18 protein-coding genes are annotated in these 18627 nt (G+C 68.6%); 9 read left to right on the top strand and 9 right to left on the bottom strand.

From position 1 onward, the window contains the following. Positions 1-90: 90 nt before the first annotated feature. Positions 91-1314: an NADP-dependent isocitrate dehydrogenase gene (locus tag JJL56_RS15305; protein ID WP_145626409.1), complete on the bottom strand. Its 1224-nt coding sequence runs from the start codon at positions 1312-1314 to the stop codon at positions 91-93. 240 nt (positions 1315-1554) lie between these two features. Beyond that, positions 1555-2139, bottom strand: coding sequence for an LOG family protein (locus JJL56_RS15300; protein WP_200485557.1), 585 nt, complete (start codon positions 2137-2139; stop codon positions 1555-1557). Between the two features lie 142 nt (positions 2140-2281). Between JJL56_RS15300 and JJL56_RS15295 the strand changes: the two genes are divergently transcribed. Continuing rightward, entirely contained in the window at positions 2282-2491 is a 210-nt protein-coding gene (locus tag JJL56_RS15295) for a hypothetical protein (protein ID WP_145626411.1), read from the top strand. Between the two features lie 168 nt (positions 2492-2659). Further along, on the top strand, positions 2660-3733 hold the full coding sequence (locus JJL56_RS15290) for a LysM peptidoglycan-binding domain-containing protein (RefSeq protein WP_200485556.1): 1074 nt from the start codon (positions 2660-2662) through the stop codon (positions 3731-3733). A gap of 18 nt (positions 3734-3751) precedes the next feature. On the opposite strand, the gene JJL56_RS15285 is transcribed toward JJL56_RS15290, so the two are convergent. Then, positions 3752-4216 (bottom strand): hypothetical protein, encoded by a 465-nt coding sequence (locus JJL56_RS15285; RefSeq protein WP_145626413.1) that lies wholly within the window; start codon positions 4214-4216, stop codon positions 3752-3754. Positions 4217-4343: 127 nt separating this feature from the next. On the opposite strand from JJL56_RS15285, the gene JJL56_RS15280 reads away from it, so the two are divergent. Continuing rightward, positions 4344-5042 (top strand): phosphatidylserine decarboxylase, encoded by a 699-nt coding sequence (locus tag JJL56_RS15280; protein WP_145626414.1) that lies wholly within the window; start codon positions 4344-4346, stop codon positions 5040-5042. Then, positions 5039-5929, top strand: coding sequence for a CDP-diacylglycerol--serine O-phosphatidyltransferase (gene pssA, locus JJL56_RS15275; protein ID WP_145626415.1), 891 nt, complete (start codon positions 5039-5041; stop codon positions 5927-5929). Before JJL56_RS15280 ends, pssA begins: the two co-directional genes overlap by 4 nt. Positions 5930-5956: 27 nt before the next feature. Here the strand turns inward: pssA and JJL56_RS15270 are convergent, their stop codons facing one another. After that, entirely contained in the window at positions 5957-6280 is a 324-nt protein-coding gene (locus JJL56_RS15270) for a hypothetical protein (RefSeq protein WP_145626416.1), read from the bottom strand. A gap of 357 nt (positions 6281-6637) precedes the next feature. Between JJL56_RS15270 and JJL56_RS15265 the strand changes: the two genes are divergently transcribed. After that, positions 6638-7228, top strand: a complete 591-nt coding sequence (locus JJL56_RS15265; RefSeq protein WP_145626417.1) for a GNAT family N-acetyltransferase — start codon at positions 6638-6640, stop codon at positions 7226-7228. A gap of 12 nt (positions 7229-7240) precedes the next feature. Here the strand turns inward: JJL56_RS15265 and prmB are convergent, their stop codons facing one another. Next, entirely contained in the window at positions 7241-8182 is a 942-nt protein-coding gene (gene prmB, locus JJL56_RS15260) for a 50S ribosomal protein L3 N(5)-glutamine methyltransferase (RefSeq protein WP_200485555.1), read from the bottom strand. After that, entirely contained in the window at positions 8183-8524 is a 342-nt protein-coding gene (arsC, locus tag JJL56_RS15255) for an arsenate reductase (glutaredoxin) (RefSeq protein ID WP_145626419.1), read from the bottom strand. It lies immediately after the preceding gene. A gap of 208 nt (positions 8525-8732) precedes the next feature. Between arsC and serA the strand changes: the two genes are divergently transcribed. Together serA and JJL56_RS15245 are read left to right on the top strand one after the other, a co-directional pair. Further along, the gene (gene serA / locus JJL56_RS15250; protein WP_145626420.1) at positions 8733-9980 is read left to right on the top strand and encodes a phosphoglycerate dehydrogenase; all 1248 of its coding nucleotides are present in this window, start codon (positions 8733-8735) and stop codon (positions 9978-9980) included. Positions 9981-10033: 53 nt separating this feature from the next. Then, a complete protein-coding gene (locus JJL56_RS15245; RefSeq protein WP_200485553.1) occupies positions 10034-10783 on the top strand; it encodes a hypothetical protein in 750 nt (249 codons plus the stop codon). 16 nt (positions 10784-10799) lie between these two features. Here JJL56_RS15245 and JJL56_RS15240 read toward each other — a convergent pair whose 3' ends face one another. From JJL56_RS15240 to carA, 3 genes are all read right to left on the bottom strand, one after another. Continuing rightward, the gene (locus JJL56_RS15240) at positions 10800-11120 is read right to left on the bottom strand and encodes an HNH endonuclease (protein ID WP_247891083.1); all 321 of its coding nucleotides are present in this window, start codon (positions 11118-11120) and stop codon (positions 10800-10802) included. A gap of 25 nt (positions 11121-11145) precedes the next feature. Further along, entirely contained in the window at positions 11146-14220 is a 3075-nt protein-coding gene (locus JJL56_RS15235) for a response regulator (protein WP_200485552.1), read from the bottom strand. A 243-nt stretch (positions 14221-14463) separates the two neighbouring features. Continuing rightward, positions 14464-15639: a glutamine-hydrolyzing carbamoyl-phosphate synthase small subunit gene (carA, locus tag JJL56_RS15230; protein ID WP_200485551.1), complete on the bottom strand. Its 1176-nt coding sequence runs from the start codon at positions 15637-15639 to the stop codon at positions 14464-14466. Between the two features lie 441 nt (positions 15640-16080). Between carA and JJL56_RS15225 the strand changes: the two genes are divergently transcribed. Both JJL56_RS15225 and dnaG read left to right on the top strand, forming a co-directional pair. Next, complete coding sequence (locus JJL56_RS15225) at positions 16081-16542, top strand: GatB/YqeY domain-containing protein (protein WP_145626424.1); 462 nt, start codon at positions 16081-16083, stop codon at positions 16540-16542. Positions 16543-16580: 38 nt separating this feature from the next. Continuing rightward, positions 16581-18512 carry a DNA primase gene (gene dnaG, locus JJL56_RS15220; RefSeq protein ID WP_145626425.1) on the top strand — a complete coding sequence of 644 codons (1932 nt, stop codon included), beginning with the start codon at positions 16581-16583 and terminating at the stop codon, positions 18510-18512. Positions 18513-18627: the final 115 nt, after the last annotated feature.

Genomic DNA, 18627 nt, shown 5'->3' with positions numbered 1-18627 from the left:
CGGGGAGTCGAAACTCCCCGCCGCAACCTTACATCGACCGGGCGTCCCGTTTGACCGGGACGCGTCGTCGCACCTGACGCGGAATGCGCGTTACGCCCAGGCAGCCATCTTCTTCTGCAGGTTCTCGTCCAGCTTGTCGAGGAACTGCTTGGTGGTCAGCCAGGGCTGATCCGGACCGATGAGGATCGCCAGATCCTTGGTCATGAAGCCCGACTCGACGGTCTCGACGCAGACGCGCTCCAGCGTCTCGGCGAACTTCACGACGTCCGGCGTGTTGTCGAACTTGCCGCGGTAGGCCAGGCCCTGCGTCCAGGCATAGATCGAGGCGATCGGGTTGGTGGAGGTTTCCTTGCCCTTCTGGTGCTCGCGGTAATGGCGGGTCACCGTGCCGTGAGCGGCCTCCGCCTCGACGGTCTTGCCGTCCGGCGTGATCAGCACCGAGGTCATCAGGCCCAGCGAGCCGAAGCCCTGCGCCACGATGTCCGACTGCACGTCGCCGTCGTAGTTCTTGCAGGCCCACACGAAGCCGCCTTCCCACTTCAGGGCCGACGCCACCATGTCGTCGATCAGGCGGTGCTCGTAGACGAGGCCCTTGGCCTTGAACTGGGCGGCGTAATGCTCGTCGAACACCTTCTGGAAGATGTCCTTGAAGCGCCCGTCATAGGCCTTGAGGATCGTGTTCTTGGTGGACAGATAGACCGGATAGCCGCGCTCCAGGCCATACATGAAGCTGGAGTGGGCGAAGCCCTCGATCGACTCGTCCAGGTTGTACATGCCCATGGCGACGCCGGAGGCGGGGAAATCATACACCTCGTGCTCGATCGGCTCGCCGCCGCCTTCCGGCACCCACTTGATCGTCAGCTTGCCCTTGCCGGGGACGACGAAGTCGGTGGCCTTGTACTGATCGCCGAAGGCGTGGCGGCCAATGATGATCGGCTTGGTCCAGCCCGGAACGTAGCGCGGAACGTTGGAGCAGACGATCGGCTCGCGGAAGACGGTGCCGCCCAGGATGTTGCGGATCGTGCCGTTCGGCGACTTCCACATCTTCTTGAGGCTGAACTCCGTCACCCGCGCTTCGTCCGGGGTGATGGTCGCGCACTTGACGCCGACGCCGTACTGCTTGATCGCGTTGGCCGACTCGACCGTCACCCGGTCGTCGGTCTTGTCGCGGTTCTCGATGCCGAGATCGTAGTATTTCAGGTCGATGTCGAGGTACGGCAGGATCAACTTGTCCTTGATGAACTGCCAGATGATGCGCGTCATCTCGTCGCCGTCGAGTTCGACGACCGGATTGGCTACCTTGATCTTCGTCATGGGTGCGAGTTCTCCCCGAACGGGTAGGGGTTGTCTTATGCTTGGACGCCGGGCGCGCTGTGCGAGGGCACGGGCCGGGACGTCCATCCGAAGACGGGCCCCGGTTCCCCGGACGGAAACGGATGGCGGTTATATAGCACCGGGGCACCGCCGAAAGAAAGGACCGCGGGGCATCAAAACAGACGATATCGCGCTGAAAACGGCGCGATTTACGCGATCTGGTCCTACCACTTGGATTTTTTAGAGCTTTTGTGTGGGAATCTTCAACGCGGGCTCCGGTTCATGGGCCAGTGCGGCGAACACGTCGTCCACGTCATCGACAATGGTGAACAGCGCGCGGTGCGCCGGCTGGGTGAAACCCTGCGCCACCGTATGGTCGATCAGGCCGAACAGCGGACGCCAATAGCCGTCCACGTCCACGATCACCATCGGCTTGTCGTGCAGGCCCAGCTGCTTCCAGGTCAGGATCTCGAACGCCTCGTCCAGCGTGCCGAGACCGCCCGGCAGCACTATGAAGGCGTCGGCCCGGTCCACCATCATGCGTTTGCGGGTGTGCATGCTGTCGACGACGAGCAGCTCGGTCAGGCCGGTGTGCTCGATCTCGGCGGACTGGATGTGCTCCGGGATGATGCCGACGACCTGGCCCCCGGCGGCGAGTGCCGCGTCGGCGGCGATGCCCATCAGCCCGACGCGCCCGCCGCCGTAGATCAGCTGGATGCCCCGCCGCGCCAGCCCGTCGCCCAACATATGGGCGGCCTCCTTGTGGACAGCGGCGACGCGGCTGGATGAGCCGCAATAGACGCAGACGGAATTCGGGGCTTTCATCGCTCACCCTTTCTCGTCGAATGGGTACACGTTCCGGTGACTGTTCCGGTGCGCCCGGCGGGGTCACCTAAAGCAAGGGAATAGCAAAGCCGGGGCGGCGTCTACCCGGACATCGGACTTCAGCCCATCGGGAGGAATCATTATGGACCCGCGCGTCGTCAACGCCCTGGCCGCCATCTCGGTGGCCACGTTCCTGTTTCTCGGCTTCGGCGGCGGGATCGGCTTTCTGACCGTAGGGGGCAAGGCGAACGCGGGCGGCGCCACGACGATTCAGGCGTCGGAAACCAGCCTTTCCTCGGCCGACCTGTCCTCCAGCCGCCATTCCGAGACGGTCGCCAAGTTGGAGAAGTGAGCCTGGAGACGTGAGCGTGGAAACCTGCCGCCCGGCGGCGCGAAGGCGGTGTGCCGGTCCCGATGCGGCTATGCGTCTGCTCCATCGGCGGTGTTCAGTTCCACCGCCGCAATCTGCTATCCTGCCGCAAGCCGGCGTGTCCGCCGGCAATGATGCGGCGGTGCTCCGGTGAAGCAAGCTCTCCTGTTCGGCGGTGCGGCGACAGTCGCCGCTGCCGCCGTTGTCGCGTATCTGGCCTTCGATCCGGCGTCCGCGCCGGGCTCCCGCACCGGAACGGCCGGTTCCGGAACAACCGTTGCGCTGGGCAGCGTGTCCCCGGCCAAGCCGCCCGCGCCCGCCCCGGCAAAGGCCGCGGAAGACCCTGCCGGGCCGCGTTTCGACATCGTGCGCGTCGCCCCGGATGGCGCCACCGTGATGGCGGGCCGGGCCACGCCGGGCTCGTCGGTGACCGTCCACGACGGGGAGCGCTCGCTCGGCTCCGTCAACGCCGACGCGCGCGGCGAGTGGGTCCTCCTTCCCGATCAGCCGCTGGCCCCCGGCGCCCGTGAGCTGAGCCTGTCGGAGAAGGCGACTCCCGCCGCCGAGCCGACGCCGTCGGAGCGCGTCGTGGTGGTCGTGGTGCCCGACCCGCCGCCCGCCACCGGCGGTGCCTCGTCGGAAGCGCCCACAGGTCCGCTGGCCGTCGCCATGCCGCGCGGCGGGCTGGGAGACGGGCAGGGCGGCAGCACGGTCCTGCAGGCGCCGAAGGGTCCCGCCGCCCCCGCGACCCGCGGCGTAGCGGCCCCGCCGCCGCCGGGTGGCGTGTCTCTGGAAAGCATGGACTACGACGCTTCTGGGCAGGTTGCCATGGGCGGCCGGGCGCAGCCGGGAAGCGCCGTGCAGCTCTATCTCGACAATCTGCTGGTCGGGAGCGCCCACACCGACCCGAACGGCCAGTGGCGGCTGCGTCCGGAGCGCGCCGTGCCGCCGGGCGTCTACACGCTGCGCGCCGATCAGGTGACCGACTCGGGAAAGGTCACCGCCCGCGTCGAACTGCCGGTTCAGGTGTCGGAGGTTCCGGCCAACCTGCCGGATGGTCGATCGATGGTCGTCCAGCCCGGCAACAGCCTGTGGCGGATCGCCCGCTCCACCTACGGGCACGGCGTGCAGTACACGCTGATCTACGAGGCCAACCGCGGGCAGATCCGCGACCCGGACCTGATCTATCCCGGCCAGATCTTCGCGCTGCCGGTCTCGAACTGAAGTTTTTTCGAACTGAGCTTACAGATAGGGGGCGAGCAGGCGCAGGAAGGGACGCGCCTGCTGGAGCGCGACCACGGTCTGGTGGATCAGATCCTCCGGAGTCGCCTGTCCCTCGAACTCCGCTTCGGAAAACAGCAGGATCTTCTGGGCTTCCTGGACGAGGAAGCGCGTTCCCCGCCGGTCCTGGATGCCGCGCAGGATCGCCAGAAGCTGCCGCCGCCGCTCCGGTGACTGGGCGGTGTAGGGGATGTGGCCGATCTCCGCCCACACCTGGGAGCGCGATTTCTCCCCGTCGAAGCCGACGGCGATGCTGAAGGGGAGCCCGTCGGCCATGAAGTGCAGCCGCGCCGGGCGCGGCGGCTGGGCGATGCCCAGGACGCCTTCGGGGGTCATCACGAAGGTGTCGGGGCTGAAGGGCAGGGCGGTCTGCGAGACCTGCGCGAGCGACGGCATGGCCTGAAGGCGGGCGGCGGGAACTGACACGGTGGCTCGCTCATTCCTGTGGTGTCGGTGGCGTCACTCTCCACCTTCCCTGCTAAAATTCTGTAAAGGGCGGGGGATGCTGTCTAGAATGCGCCGCTCCAACGATCCGAGGCTGAAGTAACCGGCGATGTCCGCCCTCAATACCGTAGTCGTTCCGATCCACCGCGCCGGCTGGCCCTTCATCGCCGCCTTCGCCGTGGTCTCCCTGATTCTCGGGCTTGCCGTGGCGAAGCCGCTGGGCTGGCTGGGTCTCGTGCTCACCCTGTGGTGCGTGTATTTCTTCCGCGATCCCGATCGCGTGACGCCGACGCGCCCCGGCCTGCTGGTCAGCCCCGCCGACGGGCGCGTGACCATGATCGTTCCCGCGGTTCCGCCGCCGGAGCTGGGCATGGGCGACAAGCCGCTGACCCGCGTCAGCATCTTCCTCAACGTCTTCAACGTGCACGTCAACCGCGTGCCGGCGGACGGCACGGTGGTGGCGGCGGAGTATCACAAGGGCACCTTCGTGAACGCCGCGCTGGACAAGGCCAGCGAGGAGAACGAGCGCGCCGCCTTCCGCCACCGTCTTCCCGACGGGCGTGAGATTGCCTATGTGCAGATCGCCGGCCTCGTCGCCCGCCGCATCCTCTACTGGGTGAAGGCCGGCCAGGAGGTCAAGGCGGGCGAGCGGTTCGGCCTGATCCGATTCGGCAGCCGCACCGACGTCTATCTGCCGGACGGCGTGGCCCCGCTGGTCTGCGTCGGGCAGACGGCGATCGGCGGCGAAACCGTGCTGGCCGACCTGAACGCCACCGAACCGCAACGGCAGGGGGATGTCCGCCGATGAAGCGACCGGTCTTCAAGCCGGCAGTGTTCCGCAAGCGCCGGGCGCGCCGTCCGCATCCGCGGCTGAAGGGGTTGTCGATCAACCATCTTCTGCCCAACGTGCTGACGGTGCTGGCGCTGTGCTCCGGCCTGACGGCCATCCGCTTCGCCATGCACGAGCGGTGGGAGCAGGCGGTCGTCTGCATCGTCATCGCGGCGATCCTCGACGCGCTGGACGGGCGGATCGCCCGCCTGCTGAACGGGCAGAGCAAGTTCGGCGCGGAGCTGGACAGCCTGTCCGACGTCATCAGCTTCGGCGTGGCCCCCGCCTTCCTGATGTATCTGTGGGCGCTGAACGGCGCCGGCAGCCTGGGCTGGATCGCCGCCATGGCCTACGCGGTCTGCGCGGCGCTGCGGCTGGCCCGTTTCAACTCCCGCCTGGACGTCGACCTGCCGCCCTGGGCCTTCAACTACTTCACCGGGGTTCCCGCCCCGGCGGGCGCCGGTCTGGCCGTCCTTCCCATGGTCATCGGCTTCGAGGCCGGGCCGGACATCGCCGGCCATCCGGCCGTCGTGGTGCCCTGGACGCTGGCGATGGGCGGGTTGATGGTCAGCACGCTGCCGACCTTCTCCTTCAAGGGCATGCGGGTGCCGACCCAGTATGTGGTGCCGGGTCTGGTCGGGGTCGGCCTGCTCGCCGCCTCGCTGGTCAGCCAGCCCTGGTGGACGCTGGCCTTCCTCGGGCTGGCCTATCTGGCGAGCCTGCCCTTCTCGGTGGCGCAGTTCCGCAAGCTGCAGCAGGCCGCCCAACTGATGCAGGAAACGGTGGAGACGCCGACGGAGGAGGCTGTGGCTTCCGCGCTGGAAACGCCGTCTTCGCAGGAAACCACGAAGACGGCCAACGACTGAACGGCGTGCCCGCCGTCGCCGTCACCGTCACTCGGCGGCGGCGGGCAGGTCCAGCGGCACGGTCCGTTCGGTCACGGCGACCGTGAGCACCATCGGGATCTGGCGCAGGCAATTGCCGACATGGCTCGATTCCGCAGCCACCATGCCGGTCATTTCGACCTCCACGGTCAGCGTCTCGCCCAGCAGGCGGCTGTTCAGCGACAGGGGGACGAGACCGCGCTTGGCGAACAGCTCCAGCACGCGGGGCAGGGTGCCGGGATCGGCGTCGGCCTGCACGGCGAAGCGGACGAGACGGTTCGGATCGGTCGGACGGGATTCGGCGGCGGGCGCCGCCAGCGTAACGGTGGACATGGATCGCTCTTACCTTGGTCTTGAGTCGATGAGTGCAGGTCAGACCTGCAGACGTGCGAAAACCCCGGCTCTCACGCGAGAACCGGGCTGCTAATTCGCAGACCCAGGGTAAGGTAACGGTCCAACATGGCAGCCAGGATAGGGCGATGGGCGGCCACGGTCAATGGAGTCGGGGAGTGAAGCTTATTAACCCTCTCCCCTCTGGGGAGAGGGTGGCCCGAAGGGCCGGTGAGGGGGATGTGCTTGGGCCGAACGTAACGACACGCGCAACCCCCTCACCCTAGCCCTCTCCCCAGAGGGGAGAGGGGATATAGGCGGCGGCAACCATTATATTCCATCCGACAGGAAACGCGGGTCATGAACGACAACGGCATCCACATCCGCCCAGCCGAGCCGGACGACGCGCCGGAGCTGGCGCGGCTGATCGACATGGCCGGGGGCGGCGTCTACGAATTCCTGCTCGACGGGCTGGTGCCCGGCCAGACGGCGGCGGAGATGCTGGTGCCGGGGCTGGCGGGCTCCTCGGGGTCCTTCTCCCACCGCCACTCGGGCGTGGCGGAGGTGGCGGGGCGGATCGTCGGGGTTGCCCACGCCTATCCCGTGGACTGGATCAAGACCCAGGACTACACCGGACTGCCCCTTGACCGGCTGGCCCATATGGAGGATTTCAGCCGGGTGCACGACTGGGGCAGCTACTTCCTGTCGGCGCTGGCCGTTGATCCGGCGTGGCGCCGCCGCGGCATCGCCGCCCAGCTTCTCGCCTGGGTCTACGAACGGGCGCGCAGCGGCCGCTTCGACCGGGTGACGCTGCATGTCTGGGCCGACAACGCCGACGCGCGCCGCCTCTACGCCCGGGAGGGCTTTGCCGAGATCGGGCGCGCCGACATCCCCTGGCACGAGCGGCTGCCGCACCAGGGGGGAAGCGTGCTGCTCCGGCGCCCGGTCTAGTCAGCGGTCCAGTTACTTCGCCGCCTTCAGCTGGTCGCGGGTCAGCCAGAAGACCTCGCCGAAGCTGTTGGCGGTCTCCACCCAGAAGAAGTCCAGGTCCGGATACTCGGCCTCCAGGATCTCGCGGCCGGTGCCGAACTCGCAGAGCAGGCCGCCTTCCGGCGTCAGGTGCTTGGGCGCCTCCTTCAGGATGCGGCGCACGATGTCCAGCCCGTCCTCGCCCGACGCCAGGGCCATTTCCGGCTCGTGGCGGAATTCCGGCGGCAGGGCGGCCATCGCCTCGGCGTCCACATAGGGCGGGTTGGTGATGATGACGTCGTACTTGCGGTTCTTCAGCGGCGCGAACAGGTCGCCGTGGTGCAGCGCGATGCGGTCCCCGAACCCGCTGTCGGCGACGTTGCGCTTGGCCACCTCCAGCGCGTCGGCGGACAGGTCCACCGCGTCCACCTGGGCCTCCGGGAAGATCTGCGCGGCCAGGATGGCGAGGCAGCCGGAGCCGGTGCAGAGGTCGAGAACCCGCTCAACCTCCGTCGGGTCCTCCACCAGCGTGAAGTCGTCGCCGCCGATCAGGTCGGAGAACAGGATCTCCCCGATGTAGGAGCGCGGGACGATCACCCGCTCGTCCACATAGAAGGGAATGCCCTGGATGTAGGCCTTGTTCAGCAGGTAGGAAGCCGGCTTGCGCGTCTCCACGCGGGCGTGCAGCAGGTCGGCGACCTTGCGGCGCTCCGCCAGGGTCAGCCGGGCGTCCACATAGGGATCGAGCTGGTCGATGGGCAGGCTCAGCCCTTCCAGCACCATGAACACCGCCTCGTCATGGGCGTTGGTGGTGCCGTGGCCGTAGTCCAGATCGGCCTCGTTAAAGCGGCTGACGCCGTAGCGGATCAGGTCGCGGACGGTGCGCAGCTCGATCGCCGCGTCGGCGGGGGTGAGGTCCAGGGAGGGGGTGGTCACTTACAGGATCTCCAGAACGCTTTCCGGCGGACGGCCCACGCGGGCCTTGTCGCCCGAGACGACGATGGGCCGCTCGATGGCGGCGGGGTTGGCGGACAATGCGTCGATCAGGGCGTCGCCGTCGAGATCCTTGGCGATCCCGGCCTCCGCCGCCTCCTTGGCGCGCAGGATGTCGCGCGGACCCTTGCCCAGCTTGCCCAGGATGGCCTTCAGCTCCGCCGGGCCGGGCGGAGCCTTCAGATACTCCACGACGGTGGGCTCGATGCCCCTGGACCTCAGAAGCTCCAGCGTCTGGCGCGACTTGGTGCAGCGCGGGTTGTGGTAGATGGTGACGTCGCTCATCCCGGTGTTTCCCTCGCTCTTCCCAGCCATGGCTTTGTCGGTGGCAGGAATACACCCGCCCCGCGCGCCGCGCCAACCCGCCATGCGGAATGGCGGCGGCAGCGCAACATCCCTCGCGTGACAAGGCCGGCGCTTGGCATTACCTTGCGCGCTCGCATTATTGGCGGCCCGCCGCGTGCGGGGCCATTCATTTCGACGGATGCCGGCCGTGACGAAGCTCTCGCTCTCCAAGGACAAGATCAACATCCTGCTGCTCGAAGGCGTTCACGACAACGCCATCAACGAGCTGGCGCATGGCGGCTACGCCACCGTGGAGCGTCTGCCGCACGCGCTGGACGAGGCGGAACTGCTGGAGCGCATCGGGTCCGTCCACATGCTGGGCATCCGCTCGCGCACCCAACTGACCGCCAGGGTGCTGGAGGCGGCGCAGCGGCTGTTCAGCGTCGGCTGCTTCTGCATCGGCACGAATCAGGTCGATCTGAAGGCCGCCCGCCGACTCGGCATCCCGGTCTTCAACGCGCCCTATTCGAACACCCGGTCGGTGGCGGAGCTGGTGATCGGCGAGGTCATCATGCTGATGCGCGGCATCTTCTCGAAGTCGAACCTCGTGCATGGCGGCGGCTGGATGAAGTCGGCCAAGGACTCGTACGAGATCCGCGGCAAGACGCTGGGCATCGTCGGCTACGGCCACATCGGCACGCAGGTGTCGATCATGGCCGAATCGATGGGCATGAAGGTCCGCTACTACGACGTCGTGAACAAGCTGGCGCTCGGCAACGCGCAGCCCTGCCACTCGCTGGAGGAGCTGCTGGCGGTGTCCGACGTGGTGACGCTGCACGTCCCCGACACGCCGCAGACCCGCGACATGATCGGCGAGGCGCAGATCCGCGCCATGAAGAAGGGCGCCCACCTGATCAACGCCGCCCGCGGCAAGGTCGTGGTGATCGAGGCGCTGGCCGCCGCACTGAAGGACAAGCACGTGCTGGGTGCCGCCATCGACGTGTTCCCGAAGGAACCGGGCGGCGACAAGGAGGTGTTCGAGAGCGCGCTGCGCGGGCTCGACAACGTGATCCTGACCCCGCACATCGGCGGTTCGACGATGGAGGCGCAGGCCAACATCGGCACCGAGGTGTCGCAGAAGCTGATCGAGTATTCGGACAACGGCTCGACCATGGGGGCGGTGAACTTCCCGCAGGTCGGCCTGCCGGTCGTCCACGCCGGCTGCACCCGCTTCCTGCACGTCCACGAGAACCGTCCGGGCGTGCTGCGCAAGATCAACGAGGTCTTCTCGGGCCGCAACCTCAACATCGCCGCGCAGTATCTCCAGACCGATCCGGAGCTGGGCTACGTCGTGGTGGATGTCGACGGCGACGTGGAGGAGAACGAGGTGGCGAGCGACCTGCGCGCCATCGAGGGCACGCTGAAGGCCCGCTTCCTCTATCCGGGCAAGCGCTGAGGTCCGGCGTTGCGGCCCTTGCCGTCGGCGGGGGCCGCACCGACATAGGCGGAATGATCCTCCGCCCGTTCCGACCGCGCCTGCGCGCCGGCCTTCTGACGCTCCTGTGCCTGGGTGGGGGAGGGCTTGGCTTTTCAGCGCCCGCGGCCGCGCAAACCGCGACGGCCCAGGGCGGAGTCGCCGCCTGTCCAAACTTCGCGCCGGCCCGCGTGGTCCTCGATCTGCAAATCGCCCCGCTGCGCACCGATTACAGCCAGTCCATCCGGCAACTGGCCCAGAAGCCGGGGCGGCGGCCCATCGCGGGGCGGACCGCCAATTCCCACACGCTGGGACTGGCGGCCATCCAATACAATCAGCAATGGCAGGCCGGCGTCATGACGGCGTCGCTGGGGCAGGGCCGCTACTGTGGCGCGGCGCAGACCCTGACCGTCACCTTCGGCTACGACGAGCGCACCGTCTATGTCGCCCGTGAGCTGCCGCAGGGCAGTTGCATCCATGGCGAGGTCCTGGCCCACGAGATGAGCCACGTCACGGTGGATGAGCAGCTTCTGCGCGAGTATGTGCCGGTTCTGAAGCGCCGGCTGGAGGATGTGGTCGGCCGCGCCCGCCCGGCCCAGGGGCGCTCCGAGCGGCAGGTCATGGCGGCGATCGAGCAGCCGATCAAGGCGGCGATGCGCCAGCTGATGGAGGAGTTCGGACGCGAACGCAACGCGCGTCAGGCCCGCATCGACACCCCCGCCGAATACGAGCGCATCAGCCGCTCCTGCAACGGCGAGATCAACCGCTACCTCGGGCGCGTCTGACCCATCGAGCGGCGCGTCACCGCCGGCGCCCGCGTCCGGAGGCGTGGCGGTCGATGAACTCCGGCGGCTTGCGGGACACCCAGCGCAGGAAGGCGGCGATGTCCGGGTGGGCGCGCAGGCTGCCGATGGTGTGGTAGTGGTCGCGCAGGTCCGCCTCGCTCAGCACCGCGTGGATCTTGGCGTGGCAGACGCGGTGCATGGTCACCGTGTCCTGTCCGCCGTAGGTGCGCGGAATCAGGTGGTGCTCGTTCAGGCTGGGGCCGGGCACCATCGGGCGACCGCAGAGCGGGCAAGGCGGATGGAACGAGGGCGGATGGAACGGGGCGGGCGGCGGCATGAAGCCTCCGGGCGGGCGGCGGCCGTCAGCCGGGCGGAGCCGCGGGCAGGGCGGCGCGGATGCGGGCGACCAACTCGTCGGCCTGATAGGGCTTCTGGAGGATGGGCAGCCCGTCCAGCGCCGAGGCGCGCTGGATCTCCGCATAGCCGGTGACCATCAGGACCGGCAGGCCGGGGCGGCGGGCGCGCAACTCCTGCACCAACTCCAACCCCGTCATGCCGGGCATCGCGTAATCGGTCAGCACGAGGTCCACCTCCGGTTCGCGGGCGAAGACGTCCAGCGCATCGGGGCCGCTGGACGCCTCCATGATGCGGAAACCGGCATGCTCCAGAACCGTTGCGGTTGCCATGCGGACCAGCGCCTCGTCCTCCACCAGCAGGATGGTGGCGGGGCGGGGCGGGGATGGCACGGCGGCGGGCGGTTCGGCGTCCTGGCCCGCATCCTCCTCGGCGTCGGCCCGCGGCAGATAGAGCGTCACCGTCGTGCCGGTGCCCAGCCGGGTCGTGAGCACCACCGTTCCGCCGGACTGCGCGGCCAGCCCGTGCACCATCGACAGACCCAGGCCGGTGCCGTGCCCGACGCCCTTCGTCGTGAAGAAGGGCTCGAAGGCGCGGGCCGCCGTCTCCTCGCTCATCCCGCTGCCGGTGTCGGCGACGGCGATGGACACGCAGTCCCCGGCGGCGAGGTCGAGCGGACGACCTTCCGCGTCGTCCGGGCAATTGCCGGTGCGGATGGTCAGGGTGCCGCCCGCCGCCATCGCGTCCCGCGCGTTGATGGCGAGGTTGAGAATGGCCATTTCGAGCTGGTTCGGGTCGACCCGCGCCGGCCACAGGCTGGGGGCCGTCTCGGTCACGATGCGGGTGGTGCCGCCCAGCGTGCGTTCCAGCAGCCCGCCCATGCCCGTGACCAGGGCGCCGACGTCGACCGTCTTCGGCTCCAGGCGCTGCCGGCGGGAGAAGGCCAGGAGATGCTGGGTCAGGGTGGCGCCGCGCTCCACCGCCTTTTCCGCCATGTCGAGAGCCTGGGGGTGGGCGGCCCCACCCCCTTCGCCGGCGGCGCGCAGCAGGTAGAGCGAGGTGCCGATGGCCTGCAGCAGGTTGTTGAAGTCGTGGGCGATGCCGCCGGTGAGCTGACCGATGGCCTCCATCTTGCGGGCCTGGTGCAGCGTCTCCTCGATCTCGCGCAGGGCCTGGCCCGTGCGCTCCCGTTCCTCGACGTCGCGGGCGACGTGATAGGCGCCGATGCGCCGCCCGCTGGAATCCAGGATGGTGCCGAAGGCCAGCTCGTAGCGCTTGCGCTGCAGGGTGGGGTCGCCCAGCTCCTCCACGATGGTGAAGCGTTCCCCGCCGAGCGCGCGGCTCCACAGGGATTCCGCAGTGACCTGCGCGGTGGGCAGATGCTCCATCATCTCCAGCAGGCGCTGGCCGATGGCCGGGCGATGGCCGTACAGCGCCTCGACCTCCCGCTGGTAGGCGCCGTTGAAGAGAATGTAACGACATTCCTGGTCCACCGCGACGATCAGGTCGGTGGAGCTTTCGATGATCGCGGCGAACAGCCGGCGGTCGGAGGCGTGGCGGTCCACCAGTTCGCCCAGCTGCATCTCGTGGGCGCGCCGCCGCTCCGTCACATCCTCCAGGATGCCGACGGCGCGGGTGGTGCCGTCCGGGTCGGTCAGGCAGGAGCCGCGCATGGCCAGCCAGCGCACCTGCCCGTCGGGCGAGCCCACGGGGAACTCCGCCTCCAGTTCGCCCTTCGGCGGATCGTCGCGGAAGAGGGCGGCGCGGATGGCGTTGCGGTGGTCCGCCGCGACGTTGCGAATCCAGGACTCGACCGAGGCGCCGTCGAGCACCGGGACGCCCAGGAGCGCGGCGGTGCGGTCCGACCCGTAGAAGCGGCGGCTGCGCATGTCGAAGCGCCAGACGCCCAGCCCGACGACCTCCATGACCAGCCGCTGCTGCGCCTCGCTGTCGCGCAGGCGGCGGGCCGCCCGGTTCAACGCTCCGGCCACCGCGTTGACCTCGCGGATCGGTGCGGGGGCGGTCATCACCAGCGAGGCGTGCGGGCCGTCGCGTCCCAGCGCCAGGGCGGAGCCGGCCAGCGCCGCGACCGGATCGGCGATGCGCCGCCCGACCGCCAGCGCCATCGCCAGACTGATCAGCAGCAGGATGCCGCCGCCGCACAACACCAGCGTGACCGAGCGGCGCATGGGCTCGGCGATCAGCGTCTGCGGGACGCCGACGGCGACGGTCCAGCCCGACAGCTCCGACCGGGCGAAGGCGTTGAACAGCGGCGTGCCGTCCCGCGCCATGGCGGTGAAGGTCCCCGAACTCGCCGAGGCGGTCCGGCGGAACACCTCCGCTGAAATCGGCGTGCCGGTGAAGGTGTCGGAGGCCGCGGTCCGGGTGATGACGACCCCTTGCCGGTCCCATAGGGCGGCGATCCATCCCTCAGGAAGGCTCTGCTGGCGCAGCACCTCGATGAACATCTCGGTCGGGATGCTCATGGCAAGCACATGCTCCGAGGGTCCATTCCGCGTGATCGGCAAGGCGACGGCGACCAGGGGACGTTGGGCGACGACGCCCGTGAAGATCTCGGAGATCTGGGTCTGACCGCTGTCCGCCGTCCTCCGGACGAGGCCCGTCACCGCGGTGCGGGGGAGCGGCTCCCCGAACGGCCGGCGCGTGTTGATCAGCTGCTGGCCTTGGGCGTTGCTCAGCACGATGTGGACGCCCTCGCGCCGGGAGCCCTTGTGCCGAAGCACCTCGGTCGCCTGCCGGTGGAAGGCGGCGAGATCGCCCTTCGCCAAGTGGGGAGAGGTCGTCAGAACCTGGAGCGTCGTCTCCATCGCCATGAGTTCGCGGTCGATGGCGACGGCCAGCGTCCGGGCCAGATCCTGGCCGGATCGCTCGATCGCGGCGCTCTGCGTCTCGGCCATGCGGAAGACCGTCCAGCCGGCGAATCCCAGCATCGGCAACAGCGCCGCCATGACCAGCAGCACCAGCCCGGTGCGGAGCGACAGCCCGCCGGTCCGGGACTGATCGTCGCCCGCCACGCCTTCGTTGGCGGCAGGGGTATCGTCATCCTGAGCGTGCACAGGCACGAGATGTCATGCTCCGGTATGCATGGCAAGGGTGGTGTCCGTAACCATCGCAGAGTCCGGCAGCAAAGGACACACCTTTGACGGGGCAGGGTTTTTATCGAAAGGGGTGGGAATACCGCTAACTCATTCGATCGAATGGAGCCGGCGGAGAAGGCGAAGAGCGCGAAGACACGGCGTGCGTGAAAAGAAAAAGGAGCCGCAAGCGGCTCCTTTCCCGTCATCGGCCGGGGTGTTGGCCGGGGGTCAGGCCGACGGCTTGCCGTCCATCAGCGCCACGAAGCGGTCGAACAGATAGTGGCTGTCCTGCGGGCCGGGCGAGGCTTCCGGGTGGTACTGCACCGAGAAGACCGGCTTGTTCTTCAGCCGGATGCCCTCGTTGGAGCCGTCGAACAGGCTGACATGGGTCACCTCGGCGTCGGCGGGCAGGGTCTCCTCCATCACCACGAAGCCGTGGTTCTGGCTGGTGATCTCGACCCGGCCGGAGGCCAGGTCCTTCACCGGATGGTTGGCGCCGCGATGGCCCAGCGACATCTTCTTCGTCTTGGCGCCGAGCGCCAGCGAGAGCATCTGGTGGCCCAGGCAGATGCCGAACATCGGCAGGCCGGTGTCCAGCAGGCCCTTGATCGTCGGCACGGCGTACTCGCCGGTGGCCGCGGGGTCGCCGGGGCCATTGGACAGGAAGACGCCGTCCGGCTTGTGGCGCATCACCTCCTCGACGGTGGCGGTGCCCGGAACCACGGTCACCTTGCAGCCGGCCGCCGCGAGGCAGCGCAGGATGTTGCGCTTGGCGCCGAAATCGATCGCCACGACGTGGAAGCGCGGGCTCTCCTGTGTGGCGTAGCCGGCGCCGAGCGTCCAGGCGCCCTCATCCCAGCCGTAGGTCTGGCGGCAGGAGACGTCCTTGGCGAGGTCCATGCCCTCCAGCCCCGGCCAGCCCTTGGCCTTGGCGACCAGCGCGTCGAGGTCGAATCGGCCGTCCGGCGCGTGGGCGACGACGCCGTTCGGCGCGCCCAGGTCGCGGATGCGGCGGGTCAGGCGGCGGGTGTCCACCCCGGCCAGACCGACCAGACCGTAGCTCTTCAGCCAGTCGTCGAGATGGCGGGTGGCGCGCCAGTTCGACGGGTCGGTGATGTCGGCGCGCAGGATCAGGCCGCGCGCGGCGGGGGTCACCGTCTCGATGTCCTCCGGGTTGGCGCCGGTGTTGCCGATGTGGGGGAAGGTGAAGGTGATGATCTGCCCGGCGTAGCTGGGGTCGGTCAGGATTTCCTGATAGCCGGTCATCGAGGTGTTGAAGCACACCTCGCCCACCGAATCCCCCACCGCACCGATGCCTCGGCCCTTGAAGACGGTGCCGTCGGCCAGAACCAGGACACCGGTGTAAGCGCCGGCATCGCCCGCCGGGAGAGTCGATTGAGCCATCCTTCAGACCTTATCAAGAGCCGCCGCGGGCCACATATTCCTGCTTCGCGGAACGTCGGCGCCGCGTCCCGCCCCGCTGGGCGCACGCGTCGTCGTCGGTCCGTGCCCCGCCATCCCGGTTCCTTGCGGCCGGGTGTCTGAGCCTGGATCGATTAGTCGGGACGGGTGAGCCGGTCAACCGTATATGACGATTGGTACCCCGATTTCCAGCGGCGCGTTTGCATATTCGCCGTGCTTCACCGGTGGGGCTCGGCTGTTGAAGGGGGGGGAGCCGCCTCTTCGGAATTGACGTGGCAATCCGGCGCAAATTTAGGAATATTACCGGTTCGCGCCGCATCTCCCGCGCATTCCCACGGACGGCCGGGCGGCGGCACGGGTGCTTCCGATCCGCCGTTGATCGTTTCGACCTGACGACACCCTGACGATACAAGGACACACGCAATGCTGCGCACGCGCCTGAACGAGGCTTTGAAGCAGGCGATGCTCGCCAAGAACCAGCGCGCCGTCTCGACCGTGCGCCTGATCCTGGCCGCGCTGAAGGACCGGGACATCGCGGCGCGCTCGCGCGGCGTCACCGACGGCATCGACGAGGCCGAGATCCTCTCCATGCTGCAGACGATGATCAAGCAGCGCGGCGAGTCGATCAAGCTGTACGAGCAGGGCGGCCGCCTGGAGCTGGCCGAGCAGGAGCGCGAGGAGATCACCATCATCGAGGGCTTCCTGCCCAAGCAGATGTCGGAGGAGGAGGTGGCCGCCGCCGTCAAGACGGTGGTGGACGAGATCGGCGCCACCTGCATCAAGGACATGGGCAAGGTGATGGCGGAGCTGAAGACCCGCTACGCCGGCCAGATGGACTTCTCCAAGGTCAGCGGCACCGTGAAGCAGCAACTGTCGGCCTGCTGAGCGTGCGGTTGCCGATCTAGCACGGGTGCCGCCCGCCCATGGCCTTCCCGCCCCAATTCCTGGAAGAGCTCCGCACCCGTCTCGCCCTGTCGGACGTGGTGGGCAAGCGCCTGCGCCTGATCCGCGCCGGCCGCGAGTACAAGGCGCCGTGCCCCTTCCACAACGAGAAGTCGCCTTCCTTTTACGTCAACGACCAGAAGGGCTTTTTCCATTGCTTCGGTTGCGGGGCGCACGGCGACATCATCGGTTTCGTGATGCGCCACGACAACCTCGCCTTCCCGGAGGCGGTGGAAGCGCTGGCCGGCGAGGCGGGAATGCCCGTCCCTCGCGCCACCGAGGAGGACAAGCAGCGCTACGAGCGGCGCAAGACGCTGCACGATCTGGTCGAGCAGGCCGCCCGCTGGTTCGAGCAGCAGCTCTACGCTCCCGCGGGCCGCGCCGGGCTGGAGTATTTCCAGCGCCGCGGGCTGGACACCGACGGCATGGCGCGCTTCCGCCTGGGCTTCGCCCCCGGTGACTCCGGCGCGCTGCGCGGCCAGCTGCTGAAGCAGGGCTTCTCCGAAGAGGACATGGTGACCGCTGGACTGCTGAAGCGGCCGGAGGACGGGCGCACGCCCTACAGCTTCTTCCGCAACCGGGTGATCTTCCCGGTGACCGACCGGCGCGGCCGGGTGGTCGCCTTCGGCGGGCGCATCCTGGAGGGCGACGGCCCGAAATACGTCAACACCGCCGATACGCCGCTGTTCCACAAGGGCACGCTGTTGTACGGCCTGTCGCGGGCGCGGCAGGCGGCGGCGGACGGCAAGCCGGTGATCGTCGCCGAAGGCTACATGGACGTCATCGCACTGGTCCGCGCCGGGTTCGAGGGTGCCGTGGCGCCGCTCGGCACCGCCCTGACCGAGACGCAGATCCAGGAACTGTGGAAGCTGATTCCCGACGCGGAGAAGGTGCCGTTCCTCTGCTTCGACGGCGACAACGCCGGGCGGCGGGCGGCGTGGCGGGCGGTGGAACGCATCCTGCCGCACCTCGCCCCCGGCCATTCCGCCCGTGTCGCCTTCCTGCCGGAGGGGGAGGACCCCGACAGCCTGATCCGTCTGCACGGCCCCCGCGCCATGCAGGAGGTGCTCGGCGAGGCCATCCCGCTGTCCGAGGCGGTGTGGCGGATGGAGACCGAGGGCAAGCCCACCGGCACCCCGGAATCAAAGGCGGCGGTGAAGGCGGCGCTGGACTCGCGGGTGGGGCAGATCGCCGACCGCGACGTGCAGTCCTTCTACCGCACGGAGATGCGCCGCCGCGTCGACGAGGCCTTCGCCCCGCCGCCGCGCCAGCGCAACGACCGCGGCCCCTGGGTCCCGGGCGGTTCCTGGCAGGGCGGGGGGCAGGGGGGGCGTTTCGGCCAGCAGACGCGCCGTCACACGCCGGGCCTGCCGGGCCTGCGCACCGCGCCGCCGCCCGGCCACCGCCGCCGCAACCCCGGCAATCTCGCCGCCGCGCGGGAGCGCGTTCTGCTCGCCGTGATCATCAATCACCCCGAGTTGTTTGATGAGTTGGGCGAATCGTTGGGCATGCTGCCTTTTCCCGACCGGGAATTGGAGGAATTGCGCCAAGCGGTCATTGGATTGCTTGCCGAACGGCGGGAAAACGACTCGGGACTTGACGCCGCATCGCTTTGTCGCCACTTGTCTTCCGCCGGCTATGATACCATTGTCCGCTCTCTGCTCAGCGAGTCGACCTATGTCCATGCCGGCTTTGCACGCCCGGATGCGTCCTCCCTGGACGCGAAGCGGGGGTGGTGGCCGACATGGCATCACCTTCATCATAGGCAGGTGATGGCCGATTTGAGAGAAGCGGAGGCGGCTTTGGCCCGTGACAACAGCGAGGCGAACTTCGCGCGGGTCGTGGCCCTTCAACAGGAGGTCATCAGGTCCGGAATGGGTATGACGGATGACGAGGATCTCGACGATGCCTAGCGGCCGCCGCCGCCGGGCGTGGTGCGGAAGGGAAGGGCCGGAGGGAATGAGACCCGGAGGGGTCTGTCCGGACAAGGTCCGGAACGGTTCACAACCGGTTTAAGCAGGTGCGGAT

Source organism: Azospirillum aestuarii, assembly GCF_016632405.1.
In the GTDB taxonomy this organism is placed as follows: Bacteria; Pseudomonadota; Alphaproteobacteria; order Azospirillales; family Azospirillaceae; genus Azospirillum; species Azospirillum aestuarii.
This window is presented reverse-complemented; position numbering and strand designations above follow the sequence as displayed.

Excerpts from the sequence above, each read along its gene's own strand:
- JJL56_RS15295 (WP_145626411.1), top strand. The coding sequence starts at position 2,282 with ATGGACCCGCGCGTCGTCAACGCCCTGGCCGCCATCTCGGTGGCCACG.
- JJL56_RS15280 (WP_145626414.1), top strand. The coding sequence starts at position 4,344 with ATGTCCGCCCTCAATACCGTAGTCGTTCCGATCCACCGCGCCGGCTGG.
- JJL56_RS15270 (WP_145626416.1), bottom strand. The coding sequence starts at position 6,280 with ATGTCCACCGTTACGCTGGCGGCGCCCGCCGCCGAATCCCGTCCGACC.
- JJL56_RS15300 (WP_200485557.1), bottom strand. The coding sequence starts at position 2,139 with ATGAAAGCCCCGAATTCCGTCTGCGTCTATTGCGGCTCATCCAGCCGC.
- JJL56_RS15245 (WP_200485553.1), top strand. The coding sequence starts at position 10,034 with ATGATCCTCCGCCCGTTCCGACCGCGCCTGCGCGCCGGCCTTCTGACG.
- JJL56_RS15240 (WP_247891083.1), bottom strand. The coding sequence starts at position 11,120 with ATGCCGCCGCCCGCCCCGTTCCATCCGCCCTCGTTCCATCCGCCTTGC.
- JJL56_RS15305 (WP_145626409.1), bottom strand. The coding sequence starts at position 1,314 with ATGACGAAGATCAAGGTAGCCAATCCGGTCGTCGAACTCGACGGCGAC.
- pssA (WP_145626415.1), top strand. The coding sequence starts at position 5,039 with ATGAAGCGACCGGTCTTCAAGCCGGCAGTGTTCCGCAAGCGCCGGGCG.
- arsC (WP_145626419.1), bottom strand. The coding sequence starts at position 8,524 with ATGAGCGACGTCACCATCTACCACAACCCGCGCTGCACCAAGTCGCGC.
- JJL56_RS15265 (WP_145626417.1), top strand. The coding sequence starts at position 6,638 with ATGAACGACAACGGCATCCACATCCGCCCAGCCGAGCCGGACGACGCG.
- JJL56_RS15225 (WP_145626424.1), top strand. The coding sequence starts at position 16,081 with ATGCTGCGCACGCGCCTGAACGAGGCTTTGAAGCAGGCGATGCTCGCC.
- carA (WP_200485551.1), bottom strand. The coding sequence starts at position 15,639 with ATGGCTCAATCGACTCTCCCGGCGGGCGATGCCGGCGCTTACACCGGT.
- dnaG (WP_145626425.1), top strand. The coding sequence starts at position 16,581 with ATGGCCTTCCCGCCCCAATTCCTGGAAGAGCTCCGCACCCGTCTCGCC.